The 22,804-nt window shown below is 46.9% G+C and carries 25 protein-coding genes; all 25 read right to left on the reverse strand.

Annotated elements, in window-relative coordinates; genetic code table 11:
- Positions 1-4: 4 nt before the first annotated feature.
- Positions 5-547, reverse strand: coding sequence for a ubiquinol-cytochrome c reductase iron-sulfur subunit (locus EL84_RS25305; protein ID WP_047843552.1), 543 nt, complete (start codon positions 545-547; stop codon positions 5-7).
- 192 nt (positions 548-739) lie between these two features.
- Positions 740-1,162: a DUF2487 family protein gene (locus EL84_RS25310; RefSeq protein WP_047843553.1), complete on the reverse strand. Its 423-nt coding sequence runs from the start codon at positions 1,160-1,162 to the stop codon at positions 740-742.
- Between the two features lie 153 nt (positions 1,163-1,315).
- Positions 1,316-1,495: an IDEAL domain-containing protein gene (locus tag EL84_RS25315; RefSeq protein ID WP_017687723.1), complete on the reverse strand. Its 180-nt coding sequence runs from the start codon at positions 1,493-1,495 to the stop codon at positions 1,316-1,318.
- Positions 1,496-1,518: 23 nt separating this feature from the next.
- Positions 1,519-2,025: a gamma carbonic anhydrase family protein gene (locus tag EL84_RS25320; protein ID WP_036607653.1), complete on the reverse strand. Its 507-nt coding sequence runs from the start codon at positions 2,023-2,025 to the stop codon at positions 1,519-1,521.
- A gap of 44 nt (positions 2,026-2,069) precedes the next feature.
- On the reverse strand, positions 2,070-3,188 hold the full coding sequence (locus EL84_RS25325; RefSeq protein WP_036607656.1) for a hypothetical protein: 1,119 nt from the start codon (positions 3,186-3,188) through the stop codon (positions 2,070-2,072).
- Positions 3,189-3,424: 236 nt separating this feature from the next.
- Positions 3,425-4,024, reverse strand: coding sequence for a histidine phosphatase family protein (locus EL84_RS25330; RefSeq protein WP_036607658.1), 600 nt, complete (start codon positions 4,022-4,024; stop codon positions 3,425-3,427).
- Between the two features lie 43 nt (positions 4,025-4,067).
- On the reverse strand, positions 4,068-4,703 hold the full coding sequence (locus EL84_RS25335) for an anti-sigma factor family protein (RefSeq protein ID WP_036607660.1): 636 nt from the start codon (positions 4,701-4,703) through the stop codon (positions 4,068-4,070).
- The gene (locus EL84_RS25340) at positions 4,700-5,293 is read right to left on the reverse strand and encodes an RNA polymerase sigma factor (RefSeq protein ID WP_036607662.1); all 594 of its coding nucleotides are present in this window, start codon (positions 5,291-5,293) and stop codon (positions 4,700-4,702) included. Before EL84_RS25340 ends, EL84_RS25335 begins: the two co-directional genes overlap by 4 nt.
- Positions 5,294-6,019: 726 nt before the next feature.
- On the reverse strand, positions 6,020-7,114 hold the full coding sequence (locus EL84_RS25345; RefSeq protein WP_017687717.1) for a prephenate dehydrogenase: 1,095 nt from the start codon (positions 7,112-7,114) through the stop codon (positions 6,020-6,022).
- Between the two features lie 26 nt (positions 7,115-7,140).
- The gene (gene hisC / locus EL84_RS25350) at positions 7,141-8,241 is read right to left on the reverse strand and encodes a histidinol-phosphate transaminase (RefSeq protein WP_047843554.1); all 1,101 of its coding nucleotides are present in this window, start codon (positions 8,239-8,241) and stop codon (positions 7,141-7,143) included.
- A gap of 85 nt (positions 8,242-8,326) precedes the next feature.
- Complete coding sequence (gene trpA, locus EL84_RS25355; protein ID WP_047843555.1) at positions 8,327-9,133, reverse strand: tryptophan synthase subunit alpha; 807 nt, start codon at positions 9,131-9,133, stop codon at positions 8,327-8,329.
- The gene (gene trpB / locus EL84_RS25360; RefSeq protein WP_047843556.1) at positions 9,130-10,329 is read right to left on the reverse strand and encodes a tryptophan synthase subunit beta; all 1,200 of its coding nucleotides are present in this window, start codon (positions 10,327-10,329) and stop codon (positions 9,130-9,132) included. The genes trpA and trpB overlap by 4 nt, the downstream gene beginning before the upstream one ends.
- A complete protein-coding gene (locus EL84_RS25365; protein ID WP_047844410.1) occupies positions 10,326-11,027 on the reverse strand; it encodes a phosphoribosylanthranilate isomerase in 702 nt (233 codons plus the stop codon). The genes trpB and EL84_RS25365 overlap by 4 nt, the downstream gene beginning before the upstream one ends.
- 35 nt (positions 11,028-11,062) lie before the next feature.
- The gene (trpC, locus tag EL84_RS25370; protein WP_047843557.1) at positions 11,063-11,851 is read right to left on the reverse strand and encodes an indole-3-glycerol phosphate synthase TrpC; all 789 of its coding nucleotides are present in this window, start codon (positions 11,849-11,851) and stop codon (positions 11,063-11,065) included.
- Complete coding sequence (trpD, locus tag EL84_RS25375) at positions 11,841-12,881, reverse strand: anthranilate phosphoribosyltransferase (protein ID WP_091034830.1); 1,041 nt, start codon at positions 12,879-12,881, stop codon at positions 11,841-11,843. Before trpD ends, trpC begins: the two co-directional genes overlap by 11 nt.
- Before the next feature lie 68 nt (positions 12,882-12,949).
- The gene (gene trpE / locus EL84_RS25380) at positions 12,950-14,518 is read right to left on the reverse strand and encodes an anthranilate synthase component I (protein ID WP_047844412.1); all 1,569 of its coding nucleotides are present in this window, start codon (positions 14,516-14,518) and stop codon (positions 12,950-12,952) included.
- A 503-nt stretch (positions 14,519-15,021) separates the two neighbouring features.
- Complete coding sequence (gene aroH, locus EL84_RS25385) at positions 15,022-15,399, reverse strand: chorismate mutase (RefSeq protein ID WP_047843558.1); 378 nt, start codon at positions 15,397-15,399, stop codon at positions 15,022-15,024.
- 5 nt (positions 15,400-15,404) lie between these two features.
- Positions 15,405-16,499, reverse strand: a complete 1,095-nt coding sequence (gene aroB / locus EL84_RS25390) for a 3-dehydroquinate synthase (RefSeq protein WP_047843559.1) — start codon at positions 16,497-16,499, stop codon at positions 15,405-15,407.
- A 1-nt stretch (position 16,500) separates the two neighbouring features.
- Positions 16,501-17,670 (reverse strand): chorismate synthase, encoded by a 1,170-nt coding sequence (aroC, locus tag EL84_RS25395; RefSeq protein WP_017687707.1) that lies wholly within the window; start codon positions 17,668-17,670, stop codon positions 16,501-16,503.
- A 178-nt stretch (positions 17,671-17,848) separates the two neighbouring features.
- Positions 17,849-18,643, reverse strand: a complete 795-nt coding sequence (locus tag EL84_RS25400) for a CheR family methyltransferase (RefSeq protein WP_047843560.1) — start codon at positions 18,641-18,643, stop codon at positions 17,849-17,851.
- A 25-nt stretch (positions 18,644-18,668) separates the two neighbouring features.
- The gene (ndk, locus tag EL84_RS25405; RefSeq protein ID WP_017687704.1) at positions 18,669-19,112 is read right to left on the reverse strand and encodes a nucleoside-diphosphate kinase; all 444 of its coding nucleotides are present in this window, start codon (positions 19,110-19,112) and stop codon (positions 18,669-18,671) included.
- A 154-nt stretch (positions 19,113-19,266) separates the two neighbouring features.
- The gene (locus tag EL84_RS25410) at positions 19,267-20,241 is read right to left on the reverse strand and encodes a polyprenyl synthetase family protein (RefSeq protein ID WP_017687703.1); all 975 of its coding nucleotides are present in this window, start codon (positions 20,239-20,241) and stop codon (positions 19,267-19,269) included.
- A 343-nt stretch (positions 20,242-20,584) separates the two neighbouring features.
- Complete coding sequence (locus EL84_RS25415; protein WP_017687702.1) at positions 20,585-21,205, reverse strand: UbiX family flavin prenyltransferase; 621 nt, start codon at positions 21,203-21,205, stop codon at positions 20,585-20,587.
- Positions 21,206-22,072 carry a UbiA-like polyprenyltransferase gene (locus EL84_RS25420; protein WP_047843561.1) on the reverse strand — a complete coding sequence of 289 codons (867 nt, stop codon included), beginning with the start codon at positions 22,070-22,072 and terminating at the stop codon, positions 21,206-21,208.
- On the reverse strand, positions 22,065-22,793 hold the full coding sequence (locus EL84_RS25425) for a demethylmenaquinone methyltransferase (protein ID WP_017687700.1): 729 nt from the start codon (positions 22,791-22,793) through the stop codon (positions 22,065-22,067). The genes EL84_RS25420 and EL84_RS25425 overlap by 8 nt, the downstream gene beginning before the upstream one ends.
- Between the last annotated feature and the right edge of the window lie 11 nt (positions 22,794-22,804).

A 22,804-nucleotide genomic window follows, 5' to 3' on the forward strand; every position in this document is an offset into this window, starting at 1 on the left:
CCTCCTAATTCACTCGGGTGTTCGGAACAATGTCGCCCAGATATACCCAACCCTGCTCTTCCTTGACTACGTACTCATCCAGCGGTTTGGGGGCTACGGCAAGATTCTTCCCTTCCTTGTCATAGTGCGCGCCATGGCAGGGGCAATGATACTCGTCAGGGTACTGCTTGTCACTATTCCAGCCTACTGTACATCCCAGATGTTTACAGATAGGTGAGAGTGCATAAATTTTACCCCGCTCGTCTTTGCGAATCCACGCCACTAACGATGCATTACTCAGATACCAACCATCCTGTTGTTTAAGTTCAAAGGTGAATTCTTGAGGCTCATTCGTAATTTTGCTGATTTCAGCTACTTTGACAGAGGTGCCTTCTCCCTTATGTTGCAAAATCGGGTCCACCGCAAAACGGACCATAGGAAGGATTGCACCGGCGGCCATGTAGGCTGTAGCTCCACCAAGCGTGTACGTCAAAAACTGCCTGCGTGACATCTCCATGCGGCTTGGCAATTTCAATGAAGCTTCGTGGTGGTCATGCTCACTGCTCATACTGTCTCCAACCCCCTTTTTCAGCCAACTCTCTCAAACGTTTTCATTTTCATAAATTCCACGACTTACTAGAACATACATAATCATATAGTAGCCCTAGAACACCGTCAAGAATTTGTCACACATTTTTAAGGTTCAATTGTAAGCGTTATTAAAAAATTGTTGTAAAATTGTCACATTTGTCGCTAAAAACTATTTTTTCCACAACTCTCGTATCTTTTCCCCTATAAATCTCGCAATCCCTTCTTCTCCGACCTCATGACTTAAGACGGACCGACTCAAAACCAGATCAGCAGCTGGAATTTCCACGCCGTCCAAATGACCATCTGATGACATAATAACCACATATTTGAATCCTGAGGATTTAAGCTGTGCGGACAAGGAATTTAATGTCATTGACAATTCCGAATTAGCATAATGAAAGGCTGGATAAGTCATGATTCTCCCTTTGAAAGGAATTTCGACCAGATCCAGAAAATCTCTCAGCCGCTCCAACGCCTCGGTAGCTTCAACTGGCGACTGCTCACCGCTAAGAGCTGTGTATGGAATAAGGCATGTATCCAGATAGAGTTGCAGTTCAGCCCAGCTGTCTTGAGTCATCTCACTGAATTTCAATTCCCTATATCCCCTCTCTATCCATTTTATTCCCATATTATATATGACTATATCTTATAAATCCAGACATTCATTTCGGAATTACACATATCAAAAAAAGGAAACACGCATCTGCGCATTCCCTTTTATCTCAGAAAGGAACTATTTTGCTAATCAGTTTATGGTCCTCAGTTCATCCGTCAGACTCCGGAAAGCTACTTCGTCTCCGGTAGCTAACGCTTTATCGATTTCCAAATAGAGCTTCTCGCTGCGCTGTTTGCGAAGCGCTTCGTCCCAAACCATCTCAGCTGCCAGCCCCAACATGACTTCATACGTAACTTTCATTTTATCCAATAGGATGCACCTCCAAAACGGATTTAAGAGCTCCTATATTCTTTTCCTTTGGTAACATAACCCAGTGAAGTTCTGGACATCCGCTCCAGATCGGCATCAGTCAGCTCACGTATCACTTTGGCAGGTGTCCCCAAAGCAAGAGTATAGGGCGGAATTTTACTATTCTCAGTAACAACAGAACCGGCTCCAATCAGCGTATATTCGCCAATATCGGCTCCATTCAGCAGAATGGCTCCCATGCCGATTAATGATCCTGTTCCAATACAACAACCATGAATGATCGCTGTATGTCCTACTGAGACATCATCTCCCACAATCAAAGGTTGATCAGTATTGACATGCCCGACAACGTTATCTTGAATATTACAGCGCTTTCCAATGATAATAGGAGCCAAATCAGCCCGAAGGACTGCATTGAACCAGACGGAAGACTCTTCTCCCATTCTCAAATCACCGATCAGTTTTGCACCTTCAGCCATATATACCGAAGGGTGTAACTGAGGTTGTAGACCTTTGTATGGAATTATCATTATTATCACTCCTTAATTTGGGAGTGATTTTAGCAACTTGTCCTTCACTTGTCAAACATGATAGGCGTAATGTCTCCTGAGATGGAGCGACAGGATGCAGCAAGACGTGTGCCCCAGGCTGTCATTTGTATAGTCCTGCCTTCCTCATGTTCCCCAATACGGACCATGCCAAGATGCAACATCATTTTAACAATTCTGTTATCATAAATGGCCTCGGCCGTATCATAGTAAAACGGCTGAATGAACGGACCGATCTGACGAAACAGCGACTCGGCGGTTGACCATTCTTGGGCACATTCGCCTGTCCAATACACAATAGAGGACAGATTGGGAATAGCACCTTTATACAATCTTAACCAAAACCTAAATAGCTGTATCATTTCGGCTGTTTTCTCAGCTCCCAGCTTGTCTTCTCCAGCTGGTGATAACTTCAGCGTGCCTTGCTCCTCACGAACCAGCCGATGGTGAAATGCATAGTCGTAGAGAAGTGCGAAACGATCCGGGTAATCCTTGAAGGAACGGCCATATCCGAATCTCCATCCACCTTTGCCCACCAATTCCTCACTAATGTGCAGATGCTCCATAATCTGCTGTTGAGAGCGACGGTACATCATGCCTTCAGCGTTAAGGGCAATTTCGTGCTGCTGGACAAACTGCAGGAACAACTTGAGATCATCCGCTAAGAGATGATACTCATCCCGATACATGGGTGGTTCCGTTGTTTTGGTAATCCCTGCTCGCAGATGTGTGGATAACACATCCCTGAATCTTAATTTCAGATCCTGGGGTACCTGATACAAATACCTGGTCTGCTGCGTTGTCCCATTGAACAACCATCCACTCTTATTGAAGCGAACGATGAGATCACGTGGACTCGCGCCAGCCTCACTCTCCTTTTTGTCCATCGATTGACGGGCTATGGCAATGAGTTCTTCCATACCATAATACTGGCGAGGATCAAACAACAAGTTGTTCAAAAAGCGCTGATCTGCTTGATTCAGTTGACGTACCTGCTGCTCAAAAAAGGGTCTGCTGCCCAATGTAGTGAGAATACTCTGGATGAGTTCATGTTTGGAATTGGGCTTGCATTCACATTGGTAATAGTCTGCTATTCGATTAAGCTGGCCAATATCGGCAAAAGTAAGCATATCCGCTAGATTCATGGGTCCATCGCCTCGCCCGTTAACTACTTCGACTGCTGATTCGGAGCCTGAAATAGTTTGGTTTTGTAAACATCGTTGACGGAATTCCCATAATCTAAACCTCTTTTTGGAAATCTTTTATGTTTTAAACCATACTATGCCCCGAGTTGGTCAATCAGAAGAAAAATGAGAGGTTTGAAATCATATACAGTCTTTATTTCCCCATAAAACGCAAAAAAAAAACAACCCAAGTTGGATTACTCAGGTTGTTTCGCTGTGTCCAAAGACAGATGTCGTGTGCAATTATATAACAGTGGACTCCAGTCATCACGTTCCTTTTCCAGGATCGTCAGTGACAGGTTTCCAATCCGTTCTGTATACCGATCTTTAAACAAAGCTGTTAACAGATTGGCTAAGAAAGCTCCGTGAGTGACAATGAGTACGTTTTGGTCCGAATAGGCAGACCATAGATCTTCCAGAAACGCCAGTGCACGAATCTGGATATCCGCTATCTGCTCCTGTCCCAAGTCTAATGTCTCCCAGGCTTGGCCCCAACGGGCAACCCGTTCTTCTGAAGTCAGACCTTCAATCTGACCAAAAGCCCTTTCTTTCAACCGTGCGTCTGGCTCAAGCAAAGGTACATTCAACAGCTTGGAGATAATCTCCCCTGTTTCCTGTGCCCGCGATAATCCACTTGTGATGATATAGTCCCATTGGTATTCTTCCGTCAGCAGACGTCTTCCCAAGCGCTCTGCCTGTTCACGACCTTCTCCATTCAGAGGAATATCCGTCTGACCCTGTATACGGCCCGCCGCATTCCAGTCTGTAAGACCGTGACGAATAAGCCCGATTCGCACTTACATCCCTCATTTCTCCACACGGCGAACGAAAGGTTATTACCTATGCACTCGCACCTTGTTTGCGTTTATTCGTTGTTCGATGCATACGTCCAAGAGAAAATAACGCCATTCCTATTGCAAGTAAAGAGAGGGCCATCCAATACTGTGGATAAGCAGGTCCCATGCTCACAACAAAAGGTTCTATGATACTTCCTCTGTCCGCTCCAGTCATGTTGTACTGATACATGCCAGAGGACGATGGTCCGCTTCCGGCAACCCCTGTCTCCAGGATACCCGTAGTAACAACTTTGGTTTGCTCAGCTTCTGATACGTCTGGCTTAAACATTGCCATATACAGAAAGCTGCATAAAAAAATAGCCAGGAACGCGGCAATCCACAGAGACATATGCTTGCGGATCACAGCAGAGAAACGATTAACCTTTACCTCTTCCGGCAGTAACCATGGAGACTCCGCGTAGATCCGGTCCATAACGTTACGGTTCACTCTCTCTGCTTGTTGTTCTGTCACTGGAACCGGAATGCTGTGCAGCAAGATCTGAGCTTCTTCCCAGACCTCAAACTGCTCGGAGCACTCTTCACAACCAGCGAGATGAGCATGAAATGCAATCCGCTGAGGATGAGTTTCCGGCAAGTCCCAGACCAGTGCAAACAGTTCCTGGGCTTCATTGCAATTCATCGGTTCTTCATCCCTTCATATGGCTCGTACACCGGTTCGAAGAAATAAGGTTCCAATTGAGTTTTTACGCTTGATCTTGCTCTGAATAATAGCGATTTCACAGAACTGACGCTCTGCCCAAGAATATTCGCAATCTCTTGGTAGTCTAGTTGATCATACTCACGGAGTATAATCGCAGAACGCTGCTTCTCCGGCAAATTGTTAATCGCATCCCTAACCAGCATCACCCGCTCGCTGCGTAGTACAGCATACTCCGGTGTATTCTCCGAAGGAGCAACGGGAACAATCCCGCTCTCTTCAAGTGGGACATTTCCGCTGCGCTGTTTGCGAAGCTCACTCAGTACCGTATTTCTCGCAATGGTATATAACCAGGTTGAGAATGAGGCATCCACCTCACGGAAAGAGTGCAGACTGCGGAACGCCTTATAGAAAGTCTCAGAACAGAGATCTTCCGCAAGCAGCTCCATATTGGAACTTTTCAACATATGATATACGAAAGCCAGTATTTTACGCTGATAACGACTCATCAGCTCGGAATATAACTCCAGGTTACCTTCCTTGATCTCTCGAATCAACTGGGAATCCGTCATTTGAGTGCGACCCCTCCTCGCCCATCCATGTGCTTCTCCCCGTTCGACTCTATCCATGTATTACCGAACAGGCACAAAAAAGTTGCGGTTCTCACCGCATATAAAAAGCGTTCAGCGCCATAACTGGCCTTCCCGCCAAATTCCCCTATGTAATGGCAATTTCCCCAACGTTTCTACATTAACAGTATTTATTGTACAACGGTCTGCATCATCCTGGCAAATCCATTGGTATCCACAGAACCCGACCTGTCATTCATATGCAGTCATTTTCACGTTCATGACTTCATTTTGAGCCTTTTTGGTAACTCTTGCTTATATAGACGGACGACATACCGAAAAGGTTACAAAAATGTGATATTTATTGGATCTAAGGTATCCTAACAGATTAAGGAGGGAGATGTAAATAGAGGATGTAAGTTCAAATGTAACTATTAACATATCAATGCCTTTCCCATAACTTTTTAAGACAAAAAAAAGACCGCTTACATAAGCGGCCATTGCTCACGTGGAGCAATACAGTTATTGGATAGGAGTGGAGAGAAACCATACTGTACCCTTATTATATGTATACGTTTTCATTTTGTCAACACTTTCAGTAAAATTGTTTGAATTAATTATATCTTTCGGTAAATCAGGATAATACATCCTTTTTTTGTGTGACTGAAAATCAAATAACAACTCCAATATAACCTCACAAAAAAGAGGGCTTTCGCCCTCTTTCTCGTCTTATATCCACACTTGATAGCCTAAGGAATCCAATAACGTCTTGGCTCGTTCCATATCTTCTTCCTGACGGAAAGACAGACGCATAATGCCCGGCACATCCACCCGGTTTTCGATAATCTCCAAGTTGCTCAAGTTGATATCATTCGCCCCAAGCTCAGTTGCGATCTTACCGATCATACCCGGTGCATCCTGGACATCAGTATATAGATCAAATAACGGAGAAATCATGCCTTTGCGTCGTTCTGGTAATATACTGCGGAACTCGCGGGCCTGACGGAATGCCTCCTCTATGCCTTCACCGTTCTTATGCTCCAACATATCCGTAAAGGCCGTCATCTGGCTATTCCAGTCCTTAAGCAAGCCCAGCAGTACATCACGGTTGCTAAGCAAGATATCTCTCCACACAATCGCATCACTGGACGCAATCCGGGTAATATCCCGAAAACCGCCTGCAGCCAGCATTTTATACAGTGGATTCGACTCATTATATTCACGCACCTGATTCACCAGCGCAACAGCAATAACATGTGGCAGATGACTAATCGCCCCCACGATGTCATCGTGCAACAGAGGCTCCACACGCACGATCTGTGCCCGCGTATACGCAAGCAGCTCAGACAACCTGCTGTAGGCTTCCTCAGGTACATGTTCTGAAGGGGTTAAGACATAGTATGCATTCTCAAACAACACGGCTGAGGCCGCATCTACGCCTGCACGCTCCGACCCCGCCATAGGGTGACCACCAATGAAGTAAGCGTCAGTTAACCGCACATGCTCGGCACAAGCGGCAATGGAAGCTTTAGTGCTTCCTACGTCCGTGATGATACATCCTTTTTTCAATGGCAGCTTGGAGAGCTTTTCGAAATAGGATTCAAGCAAACCTACGGGAACGCACAAAAAAATAAAGTCGGCATCCTCTACCGCTTCTTCCAGAGAGAGCGTAGCATCATCCACTACACCGCTCGCTATGTACTTGTCCTTCAGTTCATCCAAGTGGGCGTAGCCCATCACGGTTACATCTGGCTTGCCTTTGAAGCAGAGCGCCAGTGAACCGCCGATGAGTCCTACACCAATCATTGCAATTTTTAGTTTCATGGGTCCTCACTCTTTCATCGCCAGTCTTAAGGGCGTGCTACCGCCTTCTCAGCCAGCGTGTTCTCCAGTGCCGTGACAAATGCACGGTTCTGTTCTGATGTTCCGACGGACACACGAATGTAAGTTGGGTATACGTGGAATCCTGAGCGAACGATAATGCCTTGTTTGAGCAAGGATTGGAACGCATTTGCCGAAGGCATATTCAGGTCAACCATAATGAAATTACCCTGTGAAGGGAAATACGACAATCCGAGGCGTGCAAATTCATTTTGCAGGTAATCCCGATCCGTTGCATTCCGCTTCGAGCACTCTTGAACAAAATCCTGATCCAGTAGTGCAGCTTTTGCCGCAACCTGTCCAAAACGGGAGGTGTTAAACGGTTCACGTACACGGTTAATCAAATCAATAATTTCGGGACGTGCAATACCATACCCGATCCGGAGCGAAGCCAAACCGTAAATTTTGGAGAATGTCCGCAGGATAACCAAGTTCGGATACCGTTCGATCAATGGTATACTTTGCGGGTATGCTTCATCGGTTACGAATTCATAATAAGCTTCGTCCAGTATGACCATCACATGAGCAGGCACACGGTCCATAAAGGCTGTAAGTTCCTGCTCGGAGATAATCGTACCTGTCGGATTATTTGGATTACACACCCATACTGCTTTGGTTTTGTCGTTAATTTGCGCGAGCATCGCGCTCAGATCATGCGTGCCATCTTTCAGAGGCACTTCGATGGACACGGCACCCTCAATATCTGCATTGCTTTTATATACAGAAAATGTCTGATCTGCCATAATGGTCTCGTCACCCGGCAAGAAGAAAGCTCTCGTGATCAAAGCAATAATCTCATCGGAACCACAACCAAATATTAAGTTGTTCCGTTCAACGCCAAGATGCTTGGCAAGAACTCCCGTCAGCTCAACCGAGCTACCGTCTGGGTATATGCTTATATTCGTCATTTCTCTCGTAATGGCTTCCAGGGCGGCAGGAGAACTGCCGTACGGGTTTTCGTTGGAGGCCAGCTTGATGACTTGTTCAAGCCCCAGTTCACGTTTCACTTCTTCAATCGGTTTGCCCGGCTGGTACACAGGCAGATTGACAATCTGGGATTTCGGTTTCAACCCGACCGCCTCCTGTTATTGAAATAATGTTAGACACGAATCAGCGTGCACCTCATGTGTCCAAAGATGTCCTTTCAGGACAACTCTATCCCTTTAATTGTGCCACAAAGTTGCGAATTTGCAACAGTCCCGCTGCACGCGTATCCGGATTTTCAAGCAGAGGAATCGCATCTTCCACCTGACGAACAATGGCACTACCTACAACAACGCCATCGCAGATGCGGGAGAAATGTGCCACCTGCTCATGACTGGAGATACCAAAACCTACAGCTACAGGGAGGTCTGTCAGACTTTTCACCGTCTCAATAAAGCTCTCTACTCCATCAAAGAAAGAAGCTCTCTCTCCGGTTACCCCAAGGGATGATACACAATAGATAAAGCCCCTCGCGCCCGTTACAATCCGCTCAATCCGGGCATTAGATGTAGGTGCAACAAGCGGCACCAGATGCACACCAGCACGATTTGCGCGTTCTCGCATCTCTTCCGCTTCCTCAATCGGCAGGTCCGGAATGATCATGCCACTAATATCGTGTTTGACCAATTCATCAAAGAATACATCCAGGCCTGTCTGCAATACCGGATTATAATAGGTGAACAGTACAAACGGCAGTTTCACACCTGCCTTACGAGCATTTGCAGCGGTTTCCATAACAGTACGAATGGTAATCTGGCTCTTCAGCGCACGTTCGGAAGCGCGCTGAATGACTGGGCCATCTGCAAGCGGATCGGAATAGGGAACACCCAGTTCCAAAATATCCGCTCCAGCCTGTTCAAGCTCCTTGATGATATCAATCGTTGTGTCCACATCCGGGTCTCCCACGGTTAAAAATGGAATAAGTGCCGTACGATTCTGTTCCTTCAATTGCTGGAAGGTCTGGTCCATCAGATTCATCCCAAGTCACCTCCCGTGTATTTCATGATGGATTCAACATCCTTGTCTCCACGTCCCGACAGACAAATGACTACAATATCATTTGCTGTAAGTTCAGGCGCCAGTTTGACAACTTGGGCAACCGCATGTGCAGACTCCAGAGCAGGAATGATTCCCTCCGTCCGACATAGGAGTTGCAGGGCATCCAGTGCTTCCTGATCCGTGATCGGTACATATTTTGCCCGTTCAATATCCTTGAGATAGGAATGCTCCGGACCAACACCCGGATAATCAAGTCCGGCCGAGATGGAATGCGCTGGCTGAACCTGTCCATACTCATCCTGCAACAGGTAACTCATAGAGCCCTGGAATACACCATGCGTGCCTTTGGTCATCGTTGCAGCGTGATACTCGGTTTCGACCCCTTTGCCTGCGGCTTCAACACCAACAAGCTTCACATCCTGATCACCGATAAATGGATAGAACATACCGATCGCATTACTTCCTCCACCAACAGCGGCTACAATTACATCCGGCAAACGCCCTTCGATCTCCTGAATCTGACGACGGGTCTCATCACCAATCACACGTTGGAAATTCCGCACCATCATCGGATATGGATGAGGACCAACCACTGATCCGAGCACATAGAACGTATCCTCTACATTGCTGACCCAGTAGCGAAGTGCTTCATTACCAGCATCCTTCAGTGTCCGTGTTCCGGACGTCACCGGAATTACTTCTGCTCCGAGCAGCTTCATCCGAAATACGTTTAACTGCTGACGTTCTGTATCTTCTTCGCCCATAAATACTTTGCATTCCAGTCCAAGCAATGCGGCTACGGTTGCGGTCGCAACGCCATGTTGACCTGCACCCGTTTCGGCAATAACTTTCTTTTTGCCCATCCGTTTGGCAAGCAAACCTTGTCCAATGGCGTTATTAATTTTGTGCGCGCCTGTATGATTGAGATCTTCACGTTTCAGATAAATTTTCGGTCCGCCCAATCGGCGTGACAATTGCTCTGCATGATACAATGGCGTTTCACGTCCAGAATACTCGCTTAGCAGATAGTTCAGTTCCTTGTTAAATTCCTCATCTTCAGAGAAGTGGCTGTATGCCTCCTCCAACTCAATAAGTGCGTTCATTAGTGTCTCAGGTACAAAGCGGCCTCCGAAGTGACCGAAACGCCCGTGTTGATCCGGCAATTGATGTGTCATGCCTGCTTCACCCTTTCTACGAATGCTGTAATTTTGGCAATATCCTTCACACCTTCAGTCTCCACGCCGCTGGATACATCGACGCCGAAAGGTGCATATGTCTGTATTAGTTGTTGTACATTGTCCGGCTGCAACCCTCCTGCAACGAACAGAGCAATTCCGCGACTTTTCGCCCATTCAGCATAGGCAGGGATTCGCTCCCAGGCAAACGTTTTCCCGGAGCCCCCTCCATATAGAGGATCATGGGTATCAAGCAATATCGCATCCACGTATTTATCATAAGTATCAAGAGCCCTTATGGCTGCATCATCAGCTTCCGGTCCCGTTTCATCTTTGGGAAAAGAAAAAACTTTGAACACTGCGGCATTCCACCGTTGCTTCACCTGCTGGCAAAATTCCGCAGTCTCCTGTCCATGCAGTTGAATAACATCCAGCTGAGCAATATCCATAATGTGTTCCAGTTCTTCGAGCGTAGGATTCACAAATACACCCGCAAGCTTCGGCCGATCATAGGTAGACCATTCGAACAACACCGTTCTTAATGCAGCAGCCTGCTCGGGTTCGATTCGGCGGCGTGATTTGGCAAAAACAACACCAATGTAATCCACAGGCAAGTTTATCATCGATTTTAGCACTTCAACGTCCTGAAGTCCACATATTTTTACGGCCGCTGGCAGCGGGTTTCTCAGTTCTGACATACTGTCGCCTGTGCCATCGTGTAAGGAAGTATTCATCATTTGGGTCCCATCAGATCATATACAGCCGCCTCGACATCATCCTTGCGCATGAGATGCTCACCTACGAGAATACCATGAACACCGGCCTGGATCAGAGGTACTGTTGATTCTGGTCCGTCAATACCACTTTCGCTAATCAAGGTAACGCCACTTGGAATCAATTCCGTCAAATCCAGTGTCGTGTTCAGGCTGGTTTCGAATGTTTTCAAATTACGATTGTTGATGCCCACAAGTGTTGCCTGCGGAATCTCCAATACCTGCTCCAGTTCTGTTCGATCATGGACTTCAATCAAGGCATCCAGCCCCAAACTTTTGGCAAATTCCAGATATTGACGAATCTGTTCAGGTGTCAGAATGCTGGCAATCAACAGTATCGCATCCGCACCCAGTAATCTTGCCTCGGCAATCTGTCGTTCATCTATAATAAAATCCTTGCGCAATAGCGGAATGTTCACTGCTTGATGGATAGCCTGCAAGTACTCGTTGCTGCCTTGAAAATACGACACATCTGTTAATACGGAGATGCAGTCTGCACCCGCTCGCTCATAAGCAGCAGCAATCTCTACCGGATGAAAATCCGGACGAATTAACCCTTTGGATGGCGAAGCCTTCTTCACTTCAGCAATAAGGCCGAGTTTGCGATTGCGTCCGCTTGATAATGCTTTTTCAAACCCCCGAGTTGCGGGTAGTTGTTCGATTTTTTGGATAGCTTCATCCATGCGAAATGTCTGTGCAAGAACTTCAACTTCTTTATGTTTGGTTGCAACGATTCGATCAAGATACATGACTGTACGCCTCCGTTGTATGAATTAACTGTTCAAGCTTCCCGGCAGCTTTGCCCGAATCTACCGCTTCTGCAGCAAGTGTCACCCCTTCAGCAATGCTATCTGCAAGACCGGATACATAGATGCACGCTCCGGCGTTCAACAGAACGACATCACGATAGGCACTCTGCTCACCCTGGAAGATCCTCTTAATAATTTCGGCATTCTGTGCCGCATCTCCTCCAAGTACCGCTTCGAGCGGATGCAGAGACAAACCCATATCACGTGGATCAATATCATAGGTGTGCACTTCACCATTGCGAAGTTCAGATACCTGAGTTGGTGCCGAGATACTGATTTCATCCAGACCATCATGGCTGGCCACAACCAACGCTCTTTTGAGACCAAGACGATTCAGTACTTCAGCAATCATCGGCGTCCGGGAACGATCATACAGGCCAAGCAGTTGGCGATCTGCTCCCGCAGGATTCGTTAACGGTCCGAGCATATTGAAAATGGTACGAACCCCCAGCTCTTTTCTTGGTCCTGCTGCATGTCGCATGGAAGGGTGATATACCTGGGCAAAACAGAAGCAGATTCCGATATCATCCAGACATTGTCTGGCCTGCTCCCCGTTCAGATGGATATTTACACCGAGTGCCTCTAATACATCTGCACTACCCGCTTTGCCTGAAGCTGAACGGTTGCCATGTTTGGCGACCCGAACCGAGACGGCCGAAGCAATGATCGCGGATGCTGTGGAAATGTTGAATTTGTGAATACCCGATCCACCTGTTCCACAAGTGTCCAGCAAGCCGCTGCCATCCGTTAGAATTCGTCCGCCCTGACCACGCATGGCTTCAGCAAAACCGGTGATCTCATCTACCGTTTCACCCTTCATCCGTAGCGCCATCAGCAAACCTCCGATTTGAGCCGGCGTTGCCTCACCTCTCATGATCGAGTACATCAAATCTCTTGCTTCGGCTTGCTCCAGATGGCTGCCCTCTAGAATCTTCGCCAGGCCATTTTTCATGCCTTCCTCACGAGTAATCTCAGCAATAGGGGTTACAGGGTTCTCATTCATTATTGGGTTTATGTTCATCTCCGGTCTCTCCTCTCTCAGTTCTTAGCGGCCGCTGGTGTGAAAAAGTAGTCTGCATTCGCCAGTCTCAACGTGCTGTCCTTTTCTTTGGCAGGAAACATTGCTTCTGCTGTTCGAATCGCTTTGAGCAACGCTTTAGCTTTGTTAACCGTTTCCTCATATTCATTCTCAGGCACAGAATCCCATACGATTCCCGCTCCGGCCTGTACATAAGCTTTTCCTTTTTTGAAAATAATCGTACGAATCGTAATACAGGAGTCCATGTTACCCGAGAATCCGAGGTATCCGATCGCTCCGGCATAAGCACCCCGTGCCTCTTTCTCCAGTTCCGCGATAATCTCCATTGCACGCAGTTTCGGTGCTCCGGATACAGTACCCGCTGGCAAGCATGAGAGAAACGCATCGAAGAAATCCTTGTCTTCTCTAAGCTCGCCCGTAACGTTGGATACCATGTGCATAACGTGAGAATACCGTTCAATCTCCATGAACATGTCACACTTCACACTGCCGAAGCTGGATACCCGGCCCAGATCGTTACGACCCAGATCAACCAGCATCAGATGCTCCGCGCGTTCCTTCTCATCCTGGAGCAGATCAGCAGCGAGTGCACGATCTTCCGCTTCTGTTGCCCCTCTTGGACGTGTGCCTGCAATCGGTCGTGTTTCCACACGATTTCCATCCACCTTGACCAAAGCTTCAGGCGAAGTACCAACAATAATCTCATCATCCATTTTGAGGTAGTACATATAAGGTGATGGATTCAGGGTCCGAAGCACACGATACACGTGAAGCGGAGAAACTTCCGTATCAATGTGGAAACGCTGGGATAATACCACTTGAAAAATATCACCTGCGCGAATGTAATCTTTGGCTTGCTCCACATTACCGATAAACTGCTCTTTCGTGAGGTTGGAGCGGATGTCCCCCAGCTCCACGTCTCCCGGAATGGAACGCGGATTCAGGTTCTCCCCTGGTCCTTGCTGTTGCAAACGTTCTGCGGCCTGCTCCAGCTTCTCCGAAGTCACTGCATACGCTTGACGTATCTCGTCATCCGTTGCACCGTCCTTGACGTGTACATTACCAACGAGCAGCATCTGCTGCTTCACATGGTCAAACACGATAATCTGGTCACAGAACATAAAGCGAATGTCATCCATATTCAGGTCATCCAGCGCGTGAGCTGGAAGTTTCTCATAATAGGACAGCAGATCATATCCGAAGAAACCAATTGCCCCACCTGTGAATGGTGGCAGTTCATCATCTTTGGGACTGCGGTACTTACGCAGCAGTGCTTTCAGTTCTTCGATCGGTTTGCCTGGCAATTCACGAGTCTTCCCTGCTTCTTCTACAACAATCCGGCCTTTCTTGGCCGAAATCATCAGGAACGGATCTGTACCGATGAACGAGTATCTCGCCCATTGGATACCGCCCTCTACACTTTCCAACAGGAATGCCCGGTCGTTGTCAGCATAACGGCGGAATATTCGAATCGGAGTCTCCATATCTGCCAGAATCCGTTTGACTACCGGAATCAGATTATACTCATTCGACATTTTCAGTACTTGATTAACGTTTGGCGTTATCATCAGATCACGTCCTTTCAGATTTAGGTAGAAGAAACAATTCAATGTACAAAAAAACCTCTACCATCAGGTAGAGGTTTGGTTATAAGCTGTATTTAACAGGGTGATGCTTCATAAATAACAAGTCTCTATACTTCGCTGTCGGATTATTCACAGGTTGCTGAATTGATGCATCTCACATCATCCAAATCGGGAAAATAAATTAGTTATAACACTTCAACTACTCATTCCAATATTTCGTAAAATATAGGAGAGTGCATTGATTGTGTTTGTACCAAAATATATCAAAACAAAAGATGTCCTATGACACATTTGTTTTCCCTGTTCCTGTTACCTATTCCGTAGCACGACGTACCGTGAATCAGTTGACCGGTTTCTGTTGCCCCGGTTACCACCCACTGGACTCTGCTATATACTCCACTAGCTCAGCTGCTCTCAGCTCAATCTCTACTCTACTCAACTGGTTCTCACTATACATCATTATGATCGGTTTGACAACCCACTACTTAAGAGCCAGAAGGTGCTGCCAGATCCGGACGTAATGCCTGTGCACCGTTCAGATACACATGGTTGATTTCATTCTGAGCTTTGTTTGTATTGACATGCACCATGAAACGAATGCACTGCGCCAAGGCACCTTTAACAGGAACCTCCAGTGCACACATTAGTGGTACGAGTTCCCAGCCATCCAGTTGGCGAATAGCTTTTGCCGGGAATGCAGCATCCAGATCCCCAGTTAACGTAATCCACACACTGCAGATATCTTCCGGTTGGATCTCATTACGATCCACGATCTCCTGCAACAATACAGCCGTTTCCTTCAAAATCTGTTCTTCGTTGTTCTGCGTGACTGTTGTAGCCCCGCGAATTCCCCGTGTGACCATTGCTGTTATTCTCCCTTCCTGAGCATTTCAATGACGTCCCGAACTGCCGACACAGGTACGTCCTTCACAATTCTTGCAGCCCCAATCCGATCAGGAATGATAAACACCATATGACCTTCACGGAACTTTTTGTCATGCATCATCGCTTCCATTAATGCATCCGTGTCGAGATGTGCAGGCATCGTTGTTGGAAGGCGAAGTGAACGCAGCATGCGGACCGTATCTTCATAGAGCCCTGCTGGCGCACCAAGCTTCTCACCAAGCAATGCTGATCCAGCCATACCGATCGAGATCGCTTCTCCGTGCAGGAATTCTCCATAACCGGCAATCGCTTCAATGGCATGACCAATCGTATGTCCCAGGTTCAACAACGCACGTTCTCCATTTTCACGTTCGTCTCTGGATACAATCTCTGCCTTAATACCACAACCGCGCTCCAAGCCGTATCCCAATGCTTCCGGATTAAGTGCAAGCAACTCCTCCGCATGCTCCTCACACCAATGTGCAAAAGCCTCATCACGGATCAGCCCGTGCTTCAGCATCTCTGACAACCCTGCCGAAACATCTCGTGGCGGCAAGGATTGAAGTGTGTCCACATCATAGAGTACAAGCTCGGGCTGGTGGAATGCACCGATCATATTTTTGGCCAGCGGATGATTGACAGCCACCTTGCCGCCTACACTGCTGTCATGCGCCAAAATCGTTGTAGGTACTTGAACAAACTTGATTCCTCGCATATATGTAGCAGCAACAAAGCCAGCCAGATCACCTACGACACCACCACCTAGGGCCAGAATCGCAGAACTCCGATCCAGTTTGCCTTCGATCGCAACGGTCATCATATCCTGGTACACCGAAAGGGATTTCGATGTTTCACCAGAGGGCACAACCGCAGATACGACTGTATAACCAGCCGTACGCAGCGTTTGCTCCAAACCTGACAAGTATTTGGGAGCCACATGTTCATCTGTAATGATGAGTAACGGACTTTTTTTGGTCAAGCCATATTGCTCAAAATATTGAGGGGCTTGTGCCAATAGACCGCTGCCAATCAGAATCGGATATGAGCGTTCCTCCAACTGTACCGTCAGCTGACGCATATTAGTAATTCTCCAGTTGGGCGTTATAGCTAGCAACATTAGCACGGATCTCTTCCATGGAATCCCCGCCGAATTTCTCCAGGAATGCTTTGGCAATTTCCCACGCTACAACATGCTCCATAACGACACTCGCTGCTGGTACAGCACAAGCGTCCGAGCGCTCAACCTGAGCCGTAAATGCTTCTTTTGTATCAATATCGACACTTTGCAGTGGCTTATACAACGTTGGGATCGGCTTCATTACACCACGTACAACGACTGGCATACCGTTTGTCATACCACCTTCGAATCCACCCAGACGGTTGGTTGCCCGGTGGTAGCCGCGCTCATCCGTATGCATGATTTCATCATGTACCTGTGATCCCCGAATGACTCCGGCTTCGAATCCGATACCAATCTCTACACCTTTGAATGCATTAATGGACATTACGCCTTGAGCGATTCGTGCATCCAGCTTGCGATCGTATTGAACATAACTACCAAGACCAATAGGTACACCTTCAACGATACATTCCACTATTCCTCCGATGGAATCGCCTTCTTGTTTAATCTGGTCGATGTAGGCTTCCATCTTCTTCTCTGTCTCAGCATCCGTAACACGTACAGAGGAAGCTTCTGTCACAGCGATCAGTTCATCAATCGGAAGGTCCTGATACGGAGCCTCGATCTCTCCAATACGAAGTACACGTCCAGCTACCTTGATTCCGAATTCAGCCAGGAATTGACGTGCAATGGCGCCACATGCCACACGTACCGTTGTCTCACGTGCACTGGAGCGCTCCAGTACGTTACGCAAGTCTTTAAGATTATACTTGAGTCCACCGTTCAGATCAGCGTGTCCGGGACGTGGACGATGAACGCGACGTTTCTCTTCGTCACTGCCTTCAATCGGCTCAATATTCATAATATTCTGCCAATGTTTCCAGTCGTTATTTTGAACAACCAGCGCTACCGGAGCACCTGTTGTATATCCGTGACGGATACCACCAACAAAATTCGCCTGATCCTTCTCGATCTGCATCCGGCGTCCACGGCCATATCCCTTTTGGCGGCGGTGAAGCTGGAAATTCAGTTCTTCAAAGTCAATCGTCAAATTACTTGGCAATCCTTCAATAATAGCGGTCAATTGGGGTCCGTGCGTCTCCCCTGCGGTTAAATAGCGTAAACTCATAATACGTTCCCCCTTTAAACTGTTAAACTTCACATTGCTAAAATCCCATAATTTCTTTGCTTATTATAGTATAGCTGACCGGCTTTGACAAGAAAGTCGGCGCTTTCTTGTACTTGGTATACAAATAACCGCCTGAACACATGTACATGCGCTTCAGACGGCTGAACAACCATTATCATTATTTTTTCCGATAGAAGAATGTCTCTGCTGTCTCCAGACCATATTGTCCCGGGGAGAAGATCTGCTCCGTACTACCCACAAACAAAATACCGCCTGGACGCAAACTTGCTGCAAATTTGTGATACAACAGGTTTTTGGCTTCCTCGGTAAAATAGATCATGACATTTCGGCACACAATCAGATCGTACCCATCGTCAAAACGGTCCACCAGCAAATTTTGTTTCATGAACTTGATCGAATTTTTGAGTTGCTCATCAATACGGTATACCAAGCCATCCTGCTTGAAGTAACGGTTCGCCGTTTCCTTTGGCACATCCTTAAGCGAGCGTTCCATATAACGCCCTTCCTTGGCTTTGGCCAATGCACCTTCATCCAGATCACTTGCCGTAATGGAGCTGTCCTTCAAAATGCCCATCGTGTCCAGAATCATGGCAAGTGTATAAGGTTCTTCACCTGTTGAACAGGCCGCACTCCAAACTTTAGCACGACGCTTGGACCCCAGCAGCTCAGGCAGGATCTCGTCCCGCAGCACTTCCCAACGATTGGGATTACGCCAGAATTCCGACACGTTAATCGTCATACGATCAAGGAATTCGTAAAACAATGATTTATCTTTCTGCATAGCTTCAAAAAAGTTAGAAAATGTATGAAACCCGTTTTTGTTGCGAAGTGTGGTCAGCCTTCTTTTCATCTGGCCTTCCTTGTATTGAGCAAGATCAATGCCTGTGCTCTCTTTGATTTTACGAATGAATCCGGTGTAATCCGGGTCTAGTAGTTGTTCTTGCTCCAGCATCGTGTATCACCCTTTTGGCTAATAATTACAACCAGGCTGCGATGCTCTTGTCGTATACCACCAGTTCATCTGAAGCAAAGAAATTTGCTGCTTCACGGGAAGCACTTTCCGGTGAATCTGCCCCATGAATCAGATTATGTGGTGTGTGGCTGGCGAAGTCTCCGCGAATGGTACCCGGAGCTGCTTCCTTCACATTGGTTTTTCCGATGACGATGCGCGCAAGCGCCACAATATCGTCGCCTTCCCACACCATGGCAAATACAGGCCCCGATGTGATAAAACGAACCAGATCATCGAAAAATGGTTTACCCTCATGTTCAGCATAATGGCGTTTTGCCTGATCCTCAGACATCTGCACCAATTTGCCTGCCACCAACTTAAATCCTTTGTCTTCCAGACGGCTAATAATTCGACCGATCAATCCACGCTGCACACCATCCGGCTTCACCATCAAAAATGTACGATCCATCAGCTCACTCCTCACTCACGGTTCAAAGTTAATCACTATGTAAACGCAATCCCTCTGATTGTAACATACATGTCCAAATCCTCCCAATGAGGAATCTCACAGTTCTGTTCAACTTTGGGTATGAGTAATCTGAGAGTCGAAGGTCATACATTGTTTAATGCGTACGTTTAACCACAAAATGAGCGATATCACGCAGGTTTTTGGTCGTCTTGATGTTAGGTAGCTGATCGAGAGCATCGAGCGCTTTCTTCATATATCGGTCAGCAAGGGCTTCTGCTTTAGCAATTCCTTGACTTTGTCGAATCATTCCAATTGCATCCGATGCACTTGCCCGTCCTTCTTCATGCTGGACACGGGAAATCTCCTTAAGCAAAGGTTCCCGCAGATCGGATTCTTCCAGGGCATAAAGTACAGGAAGAGTAATATTTCCTTGCTTCATGTCACTGCCAGGTGGCTTCCCAAGTTGTTTCTCGGTACCTACCAGATCAAGTACATCATCTTGAATCTGGAAGGCCATCCCCACATTGTATCCGTACGTATACAGCAGGGAAGATACATGCTCAGGCGCACGTGTAGCCAATGCCCCTAACTGACAGCTAACTGCAATCAGAAGTGCTGTTTTGCGGCGAATCCGCAGCAGATAGTTACGAACACTTTGTCCCGTATTGAAAAAGTCGCGAATTTGCTCCATCTCACCAATGGACATTTGTACCATAGCTTTGGCAAGAATACGATGAATCGCTGGATCGGATAATCCGGCAGTCATTTCAAGTGCCTTACCGTAGATATAGTCTCCAGTGTACATGGCAATCCGGTTATCCCATTTTGACTTCACCGTGGGTTTGCCTCGGCGTGTCTCCGCATTATCAATGACATCATCATGAACGAGGGATGCCGAATGGATGAGTTCCAGCGGAACCGCAACCAGCTTCAGACGTTCAATGTCGTATGTACCAAATTTCCCACCAAGTAACACAAAAACGGGCCGCAACCGTTTTCCTCCTGCTTTGAGCAAATGAAGTGACGTTTCACTCAGCAGCTTCTGTTCTCCTCGAACACTGCGATACAACTCTTTCTCAATGTAATCCATGTCCTTTTTTAACAACCCGAAAATATCCAATAGTTTCATTCGTTCACCCGTATCAGCGTATTGTCAGTCCATAAATTCATGCTTACCTTCCCCTCCAGCAAGTCGGGCCTGCAGGCATTACGAGAAACCCGGCTTACCGTTCTTGCTTGTGTTGTTCTATAAGGTAATCTAACGTGTTTTTCTTCTCCGAATGTCATAGCCAACACCCGAAAATTAAACTCTGCGACTTGTTCTGAAACAAAATACAGAAGTTGCCGGAGCATGGGTCAAGACTGTGGTTCATGAAGACTCACCATCAGTGCTCACCAATACCCCGGGATTCGGGGGACAAATAAACCGAGCAACACTTTGGCAAAAAACAGCCTTGTATCGAACTCAGTCGTTATCCCCGTTCATCCGGTTCTCCCCATCTTGTAAACAGTTGATGTGGGATGCGCAAGCTATCCAGCACTTTACCCACTAAAAACAGAATCAACTCATCCATAGTCTGAGGTTTGTAATAAAAAGCAGGCATAGCCGGTATCATTCGTACACCAAGACGAGAAAGCTTCAGCATGTTCTCCAGATGGATTGCATGAAGAGGCGTCTCACGTGGTACGAGAATCAATGTTCTTCCCTCTTTCATCATAACATCCGCTGCGCGAGACATCAGATTATCCGACGATCCCTGCGCGATGGACGAAAGAGTTCCCATCGAACATGGCATGATAATCATGCCGTCGGCCAGATAAGAACCACTTGCAATGGAGGCCCCTATATCACTCACAGGATGATAGATCAGAGAACCGGCACGGTTGCCGAATTTTTCTTCCAGCACCGCGTCCCGATTCGTCACATCCCAGTCCAATTCTTCTTTCAGTACACGCCACCCTGCATTGGATATGACCAGATGAACGTTATATTCCAAATCAAGCAGCGTTTCAATTAATCGAATGCCATATATGCTGCCACTCGCTCCGGTAATTCCGACAACCAGTCGTTTATTGTCCGGCTGCTGCACCATTTATTTCACCGCCAGATCAATCAGAGTGAACGTAAATACAATTAAACTAAGCAAACTGTTCATGGTAAAAAATGCCGTTTGAACACGGCTCATATCATTAGGCGATACAATATAGTGTTGATAGAACAGAATTCCATACGTCACCAACATGCCTGCGCCATACCACCAGCTCAGATCTGTCATCAACAATAACGCAAGAAAACCAATTGCAGTAATCACATGGAAGAACTTAGCGATCTGCAAGGATTTAACCAGGCCAAAACGGGAAGGTATGGAGTGAAGACCCTCTCCCTGATCAAATTCCAGATCCTGACATGCATAGATAATATCAAAGCCCGCTGTCCAGAACACAATCGTAACGTACAGCACAATCGCTGTCCAATCCATCGTTCCTGTTACTGCTACCCAGCCACCAAGTGGTGCCAAACCAATCGTCATTCCGAGAACAATGTGGCATAACCATGTGAATCGTTTGGTGTACGAATACAGTACCAACATAAACACAGCTATAGGCAACAGCTGCATCGATAATACATTAAGATTGGATGAGGCCCAGAATAACAATATAAATGAGATAATGACAAATATAACAACTTCCCCATTTTTCAACAGTCCTGCCGGGATGGCTCTCATCGCGGTACGCGGGTTTTTGCTATCAATCGCTTGGTCGATAATTCGGTTCAAACCAAAAGCCGCACTACGTGCGCCGACCATCGCAAGCAATACCCACATAATCTGCATCCAGCTTGGGAAGGTATCATTCACTACCATGGAGCCGAGGATCGCCCCCATAAATGCAAAAGGTAAAGCAAAAAGCGTGTGTTCAATCTTGATCATTTCTAAAAAGATGCGAATTTTCCTAAACATGCTGATTCTCCTTGGTTCCAATATGCAGTGCCGCGATACCTCCGGTCAGAGGGTAGGCCTGCACTTGTTGTAATCCAGTTTCTGCAAAAATGTCTGCCAGTTCCTGCCTTCCCGGGAAAATGGCCAGTGAGTCCGGTAGCCATTTGTACTGCTCAAAACTTTTAGCAAACACTTTGGCAAGATTCGGTAAAACCTTCTCAAAATAAAAATAATAAATGCCTTTGAACGGCTGCCATGTTGGCTTGGACAATTCCAGGCATACAACCATACCGCCCGGTTTGACCACACGTTTCATTTCAGACAACACTTGTCTGAGATCAGGTACATTACGCAACCCAAACCCGATCGTCACATAATCAAACGAATTGTCTTCATAAGGAAGTGACATGGCATTTCCCTGTGTCAGGGTAATCTGTTTTTGACGTTGCACCGCATTGATCTTTGTCTGGCCGACCTCCAGCATGTTGCTACTGAAATCAAGTCCGTGCATGTGCCCCGTTTCACTTGCCTCTGCCATAGCAAGCGTCCAGTCACATGTGCCGCAGCACAAATCAAGACCGGTATCGCCTTTGGACATATTCATCTTTTTCATGGTGAATTTACGCCAAGCCTTATGCCTGCGGAAACTTAAAATATCATTCATGACATCATATTTTCCGGCTATACTCTGAAAAACCGAATGGACATATTCTTCTTTCGGTTTGGTCTCTCCGCTCCCCATTCGTCTGTCTC

Source organism: Paenibacillus sp. VT-400, assembly GCF_001029205.1.
GTDB lineage: Bacteria > Bacillota > Bacilli > Paenibacillales > Paenibacillaceae > Paenibacillus > Paenibacillus amylolyticus.

Excerpts from the sequence above, each read along its gene's own strand:
- EL84_RS25365 (WP_047844410.1), bottom strand. The coding sequence starts at position 11,027 with ATGTCAGAACTGAGAAACCCGCTGCCAGCGGCCGTAAAAATATGTGGA.
- EL84_RS25320 (WP_036607653.1), bottom strand. The coding sequence starts at position 2,025 with ATGATAATTCCATACAAAGGTCTACAACCTCAGTTACACCCTTCGGTA.
- trpC (WP_047843557.1), bottom strand. The coding sequence starts at position 11,851 with ATGTATCTTGATCGAATCGTTGCAACCAAACATAAAGAAGTTGAAGTT.
- trpA (WP_047843555.1), bottom strand. The coding sequence starts at position 9,133 with ATGAATCTGATGGACCAGACCTTCCAGCAATTGAAGGAACAGAATCGT.
- ndk (WP_017687704.1), bottom strand. The coding sequence starts at position 19,112 with ATGGATCGTACATTTTTGATGGTGAAGCCGGATGGTGTGCAGCGTGGA.
- EL84_RS25340 (WP_036607662.1), bottom strand. The coding sequence starts at position 5,293 with ATGACGGATTCCCAGTTGATTCGAGAGATCAAGGAAGGTAACCTGGAG.
- trpB (WP_047843556.1), bottom strand. The coding sequence starts at position 10,329 with ATGACACATCAATTGCCGGATCAACACGGGCGTTTCGGTCACTTCGGA.
- EL84_RS25425 (WP_017687700.1), bottom strand. The coding sequence starts at position 22,793 with ATGGGGAGCGGAGAGACCAAACCGAAAGAAGAATATGTCCATTCGGTT.
- EL84_RS25420 (WP_047843561.1), bottom strand. The coding sequence starts at position 22,072 with ATGTTTAGGAAAATTCGCATCTTTTTAGAAATGATCAAGATTGAACAC.
- EL84_RS25415 (WP_017687702.1), bottom strand. The coding sequence starts at position 21,205 with ATGGTGCAGCAGCCGGACAATAAACGACTGGTTGTCGGAATTACCGGA.
- aroC (WP_017687707.1), bottom strand. The coding sequence starts at position 17,670 with ATGAGTTTACGCTATTTAACCGCAGGGGAGACGCACGGACCCCAATTG.
- EL84_RS25400 (WP_047843560.1), bottom strand. The coding sequence starts at position 18,643 with ATGCTGGAGCAAGAACAACTACTAGACCCGGATTACACCGGATTCATT.
- EL84_RS25305 (WP_047843552.1), bottom strand. The coding sequence starts at position 547 with ATGAGCAGTGAGCATGACCACCACGAAGCTTCATTGAAATTGCCAAGC.
- trpE (WP_047844412.1), bottom strand. The coding sequence starts at position 14,518 with ATGATAACGCCAAACGTTAATCAAGTACTGAAAATGTCGAATGAGTAT.
- EL84_RS25335 (WP_036607660.1), bottom strand. The coding sequence starts at position 4,703 with ATGAATTGCAATGAAGCCCAGGAACTGTTTGCACTGGTCTGGGACTTG.
- aroH (WP_047843558.1), bottom strand. The coding sequence starts at position 15,399 with ATGGTCACACGGGGAATTCGCGGGGCTACAACAGTCACGCAGAACAAC.
- aroB (WP_047843559.1), bottom strand. The coding sequence starts at position 16,499 with ATGCGTCAGCTGACGGTACAGTTGGAGGAACGCTCATATCCGATTCTG.
- EL84_RS25345 (WP_017687717.1), bottom strand. The coding sequence starts at position 7,114 with ATGAAACTAAAAATTGCAATGATTGGTGTAGGACTCATCGGCGGTTCA.
- EL84_RS25325 (WP_036607656.1), bottom strand. The coding sequence starts at position 3,188 with ATGAATCTAGCGGATATGCTTACTTTTGCCGATATTGGCCAGCTTAAT.
- EL84_RS25410 (WP_017687703.1), bottom strand. The coding sequence starts at position 20,241 with ATGAAACTATTGGATATTTTCGGGTTGTTAAAAAAGGACATGGATTAC.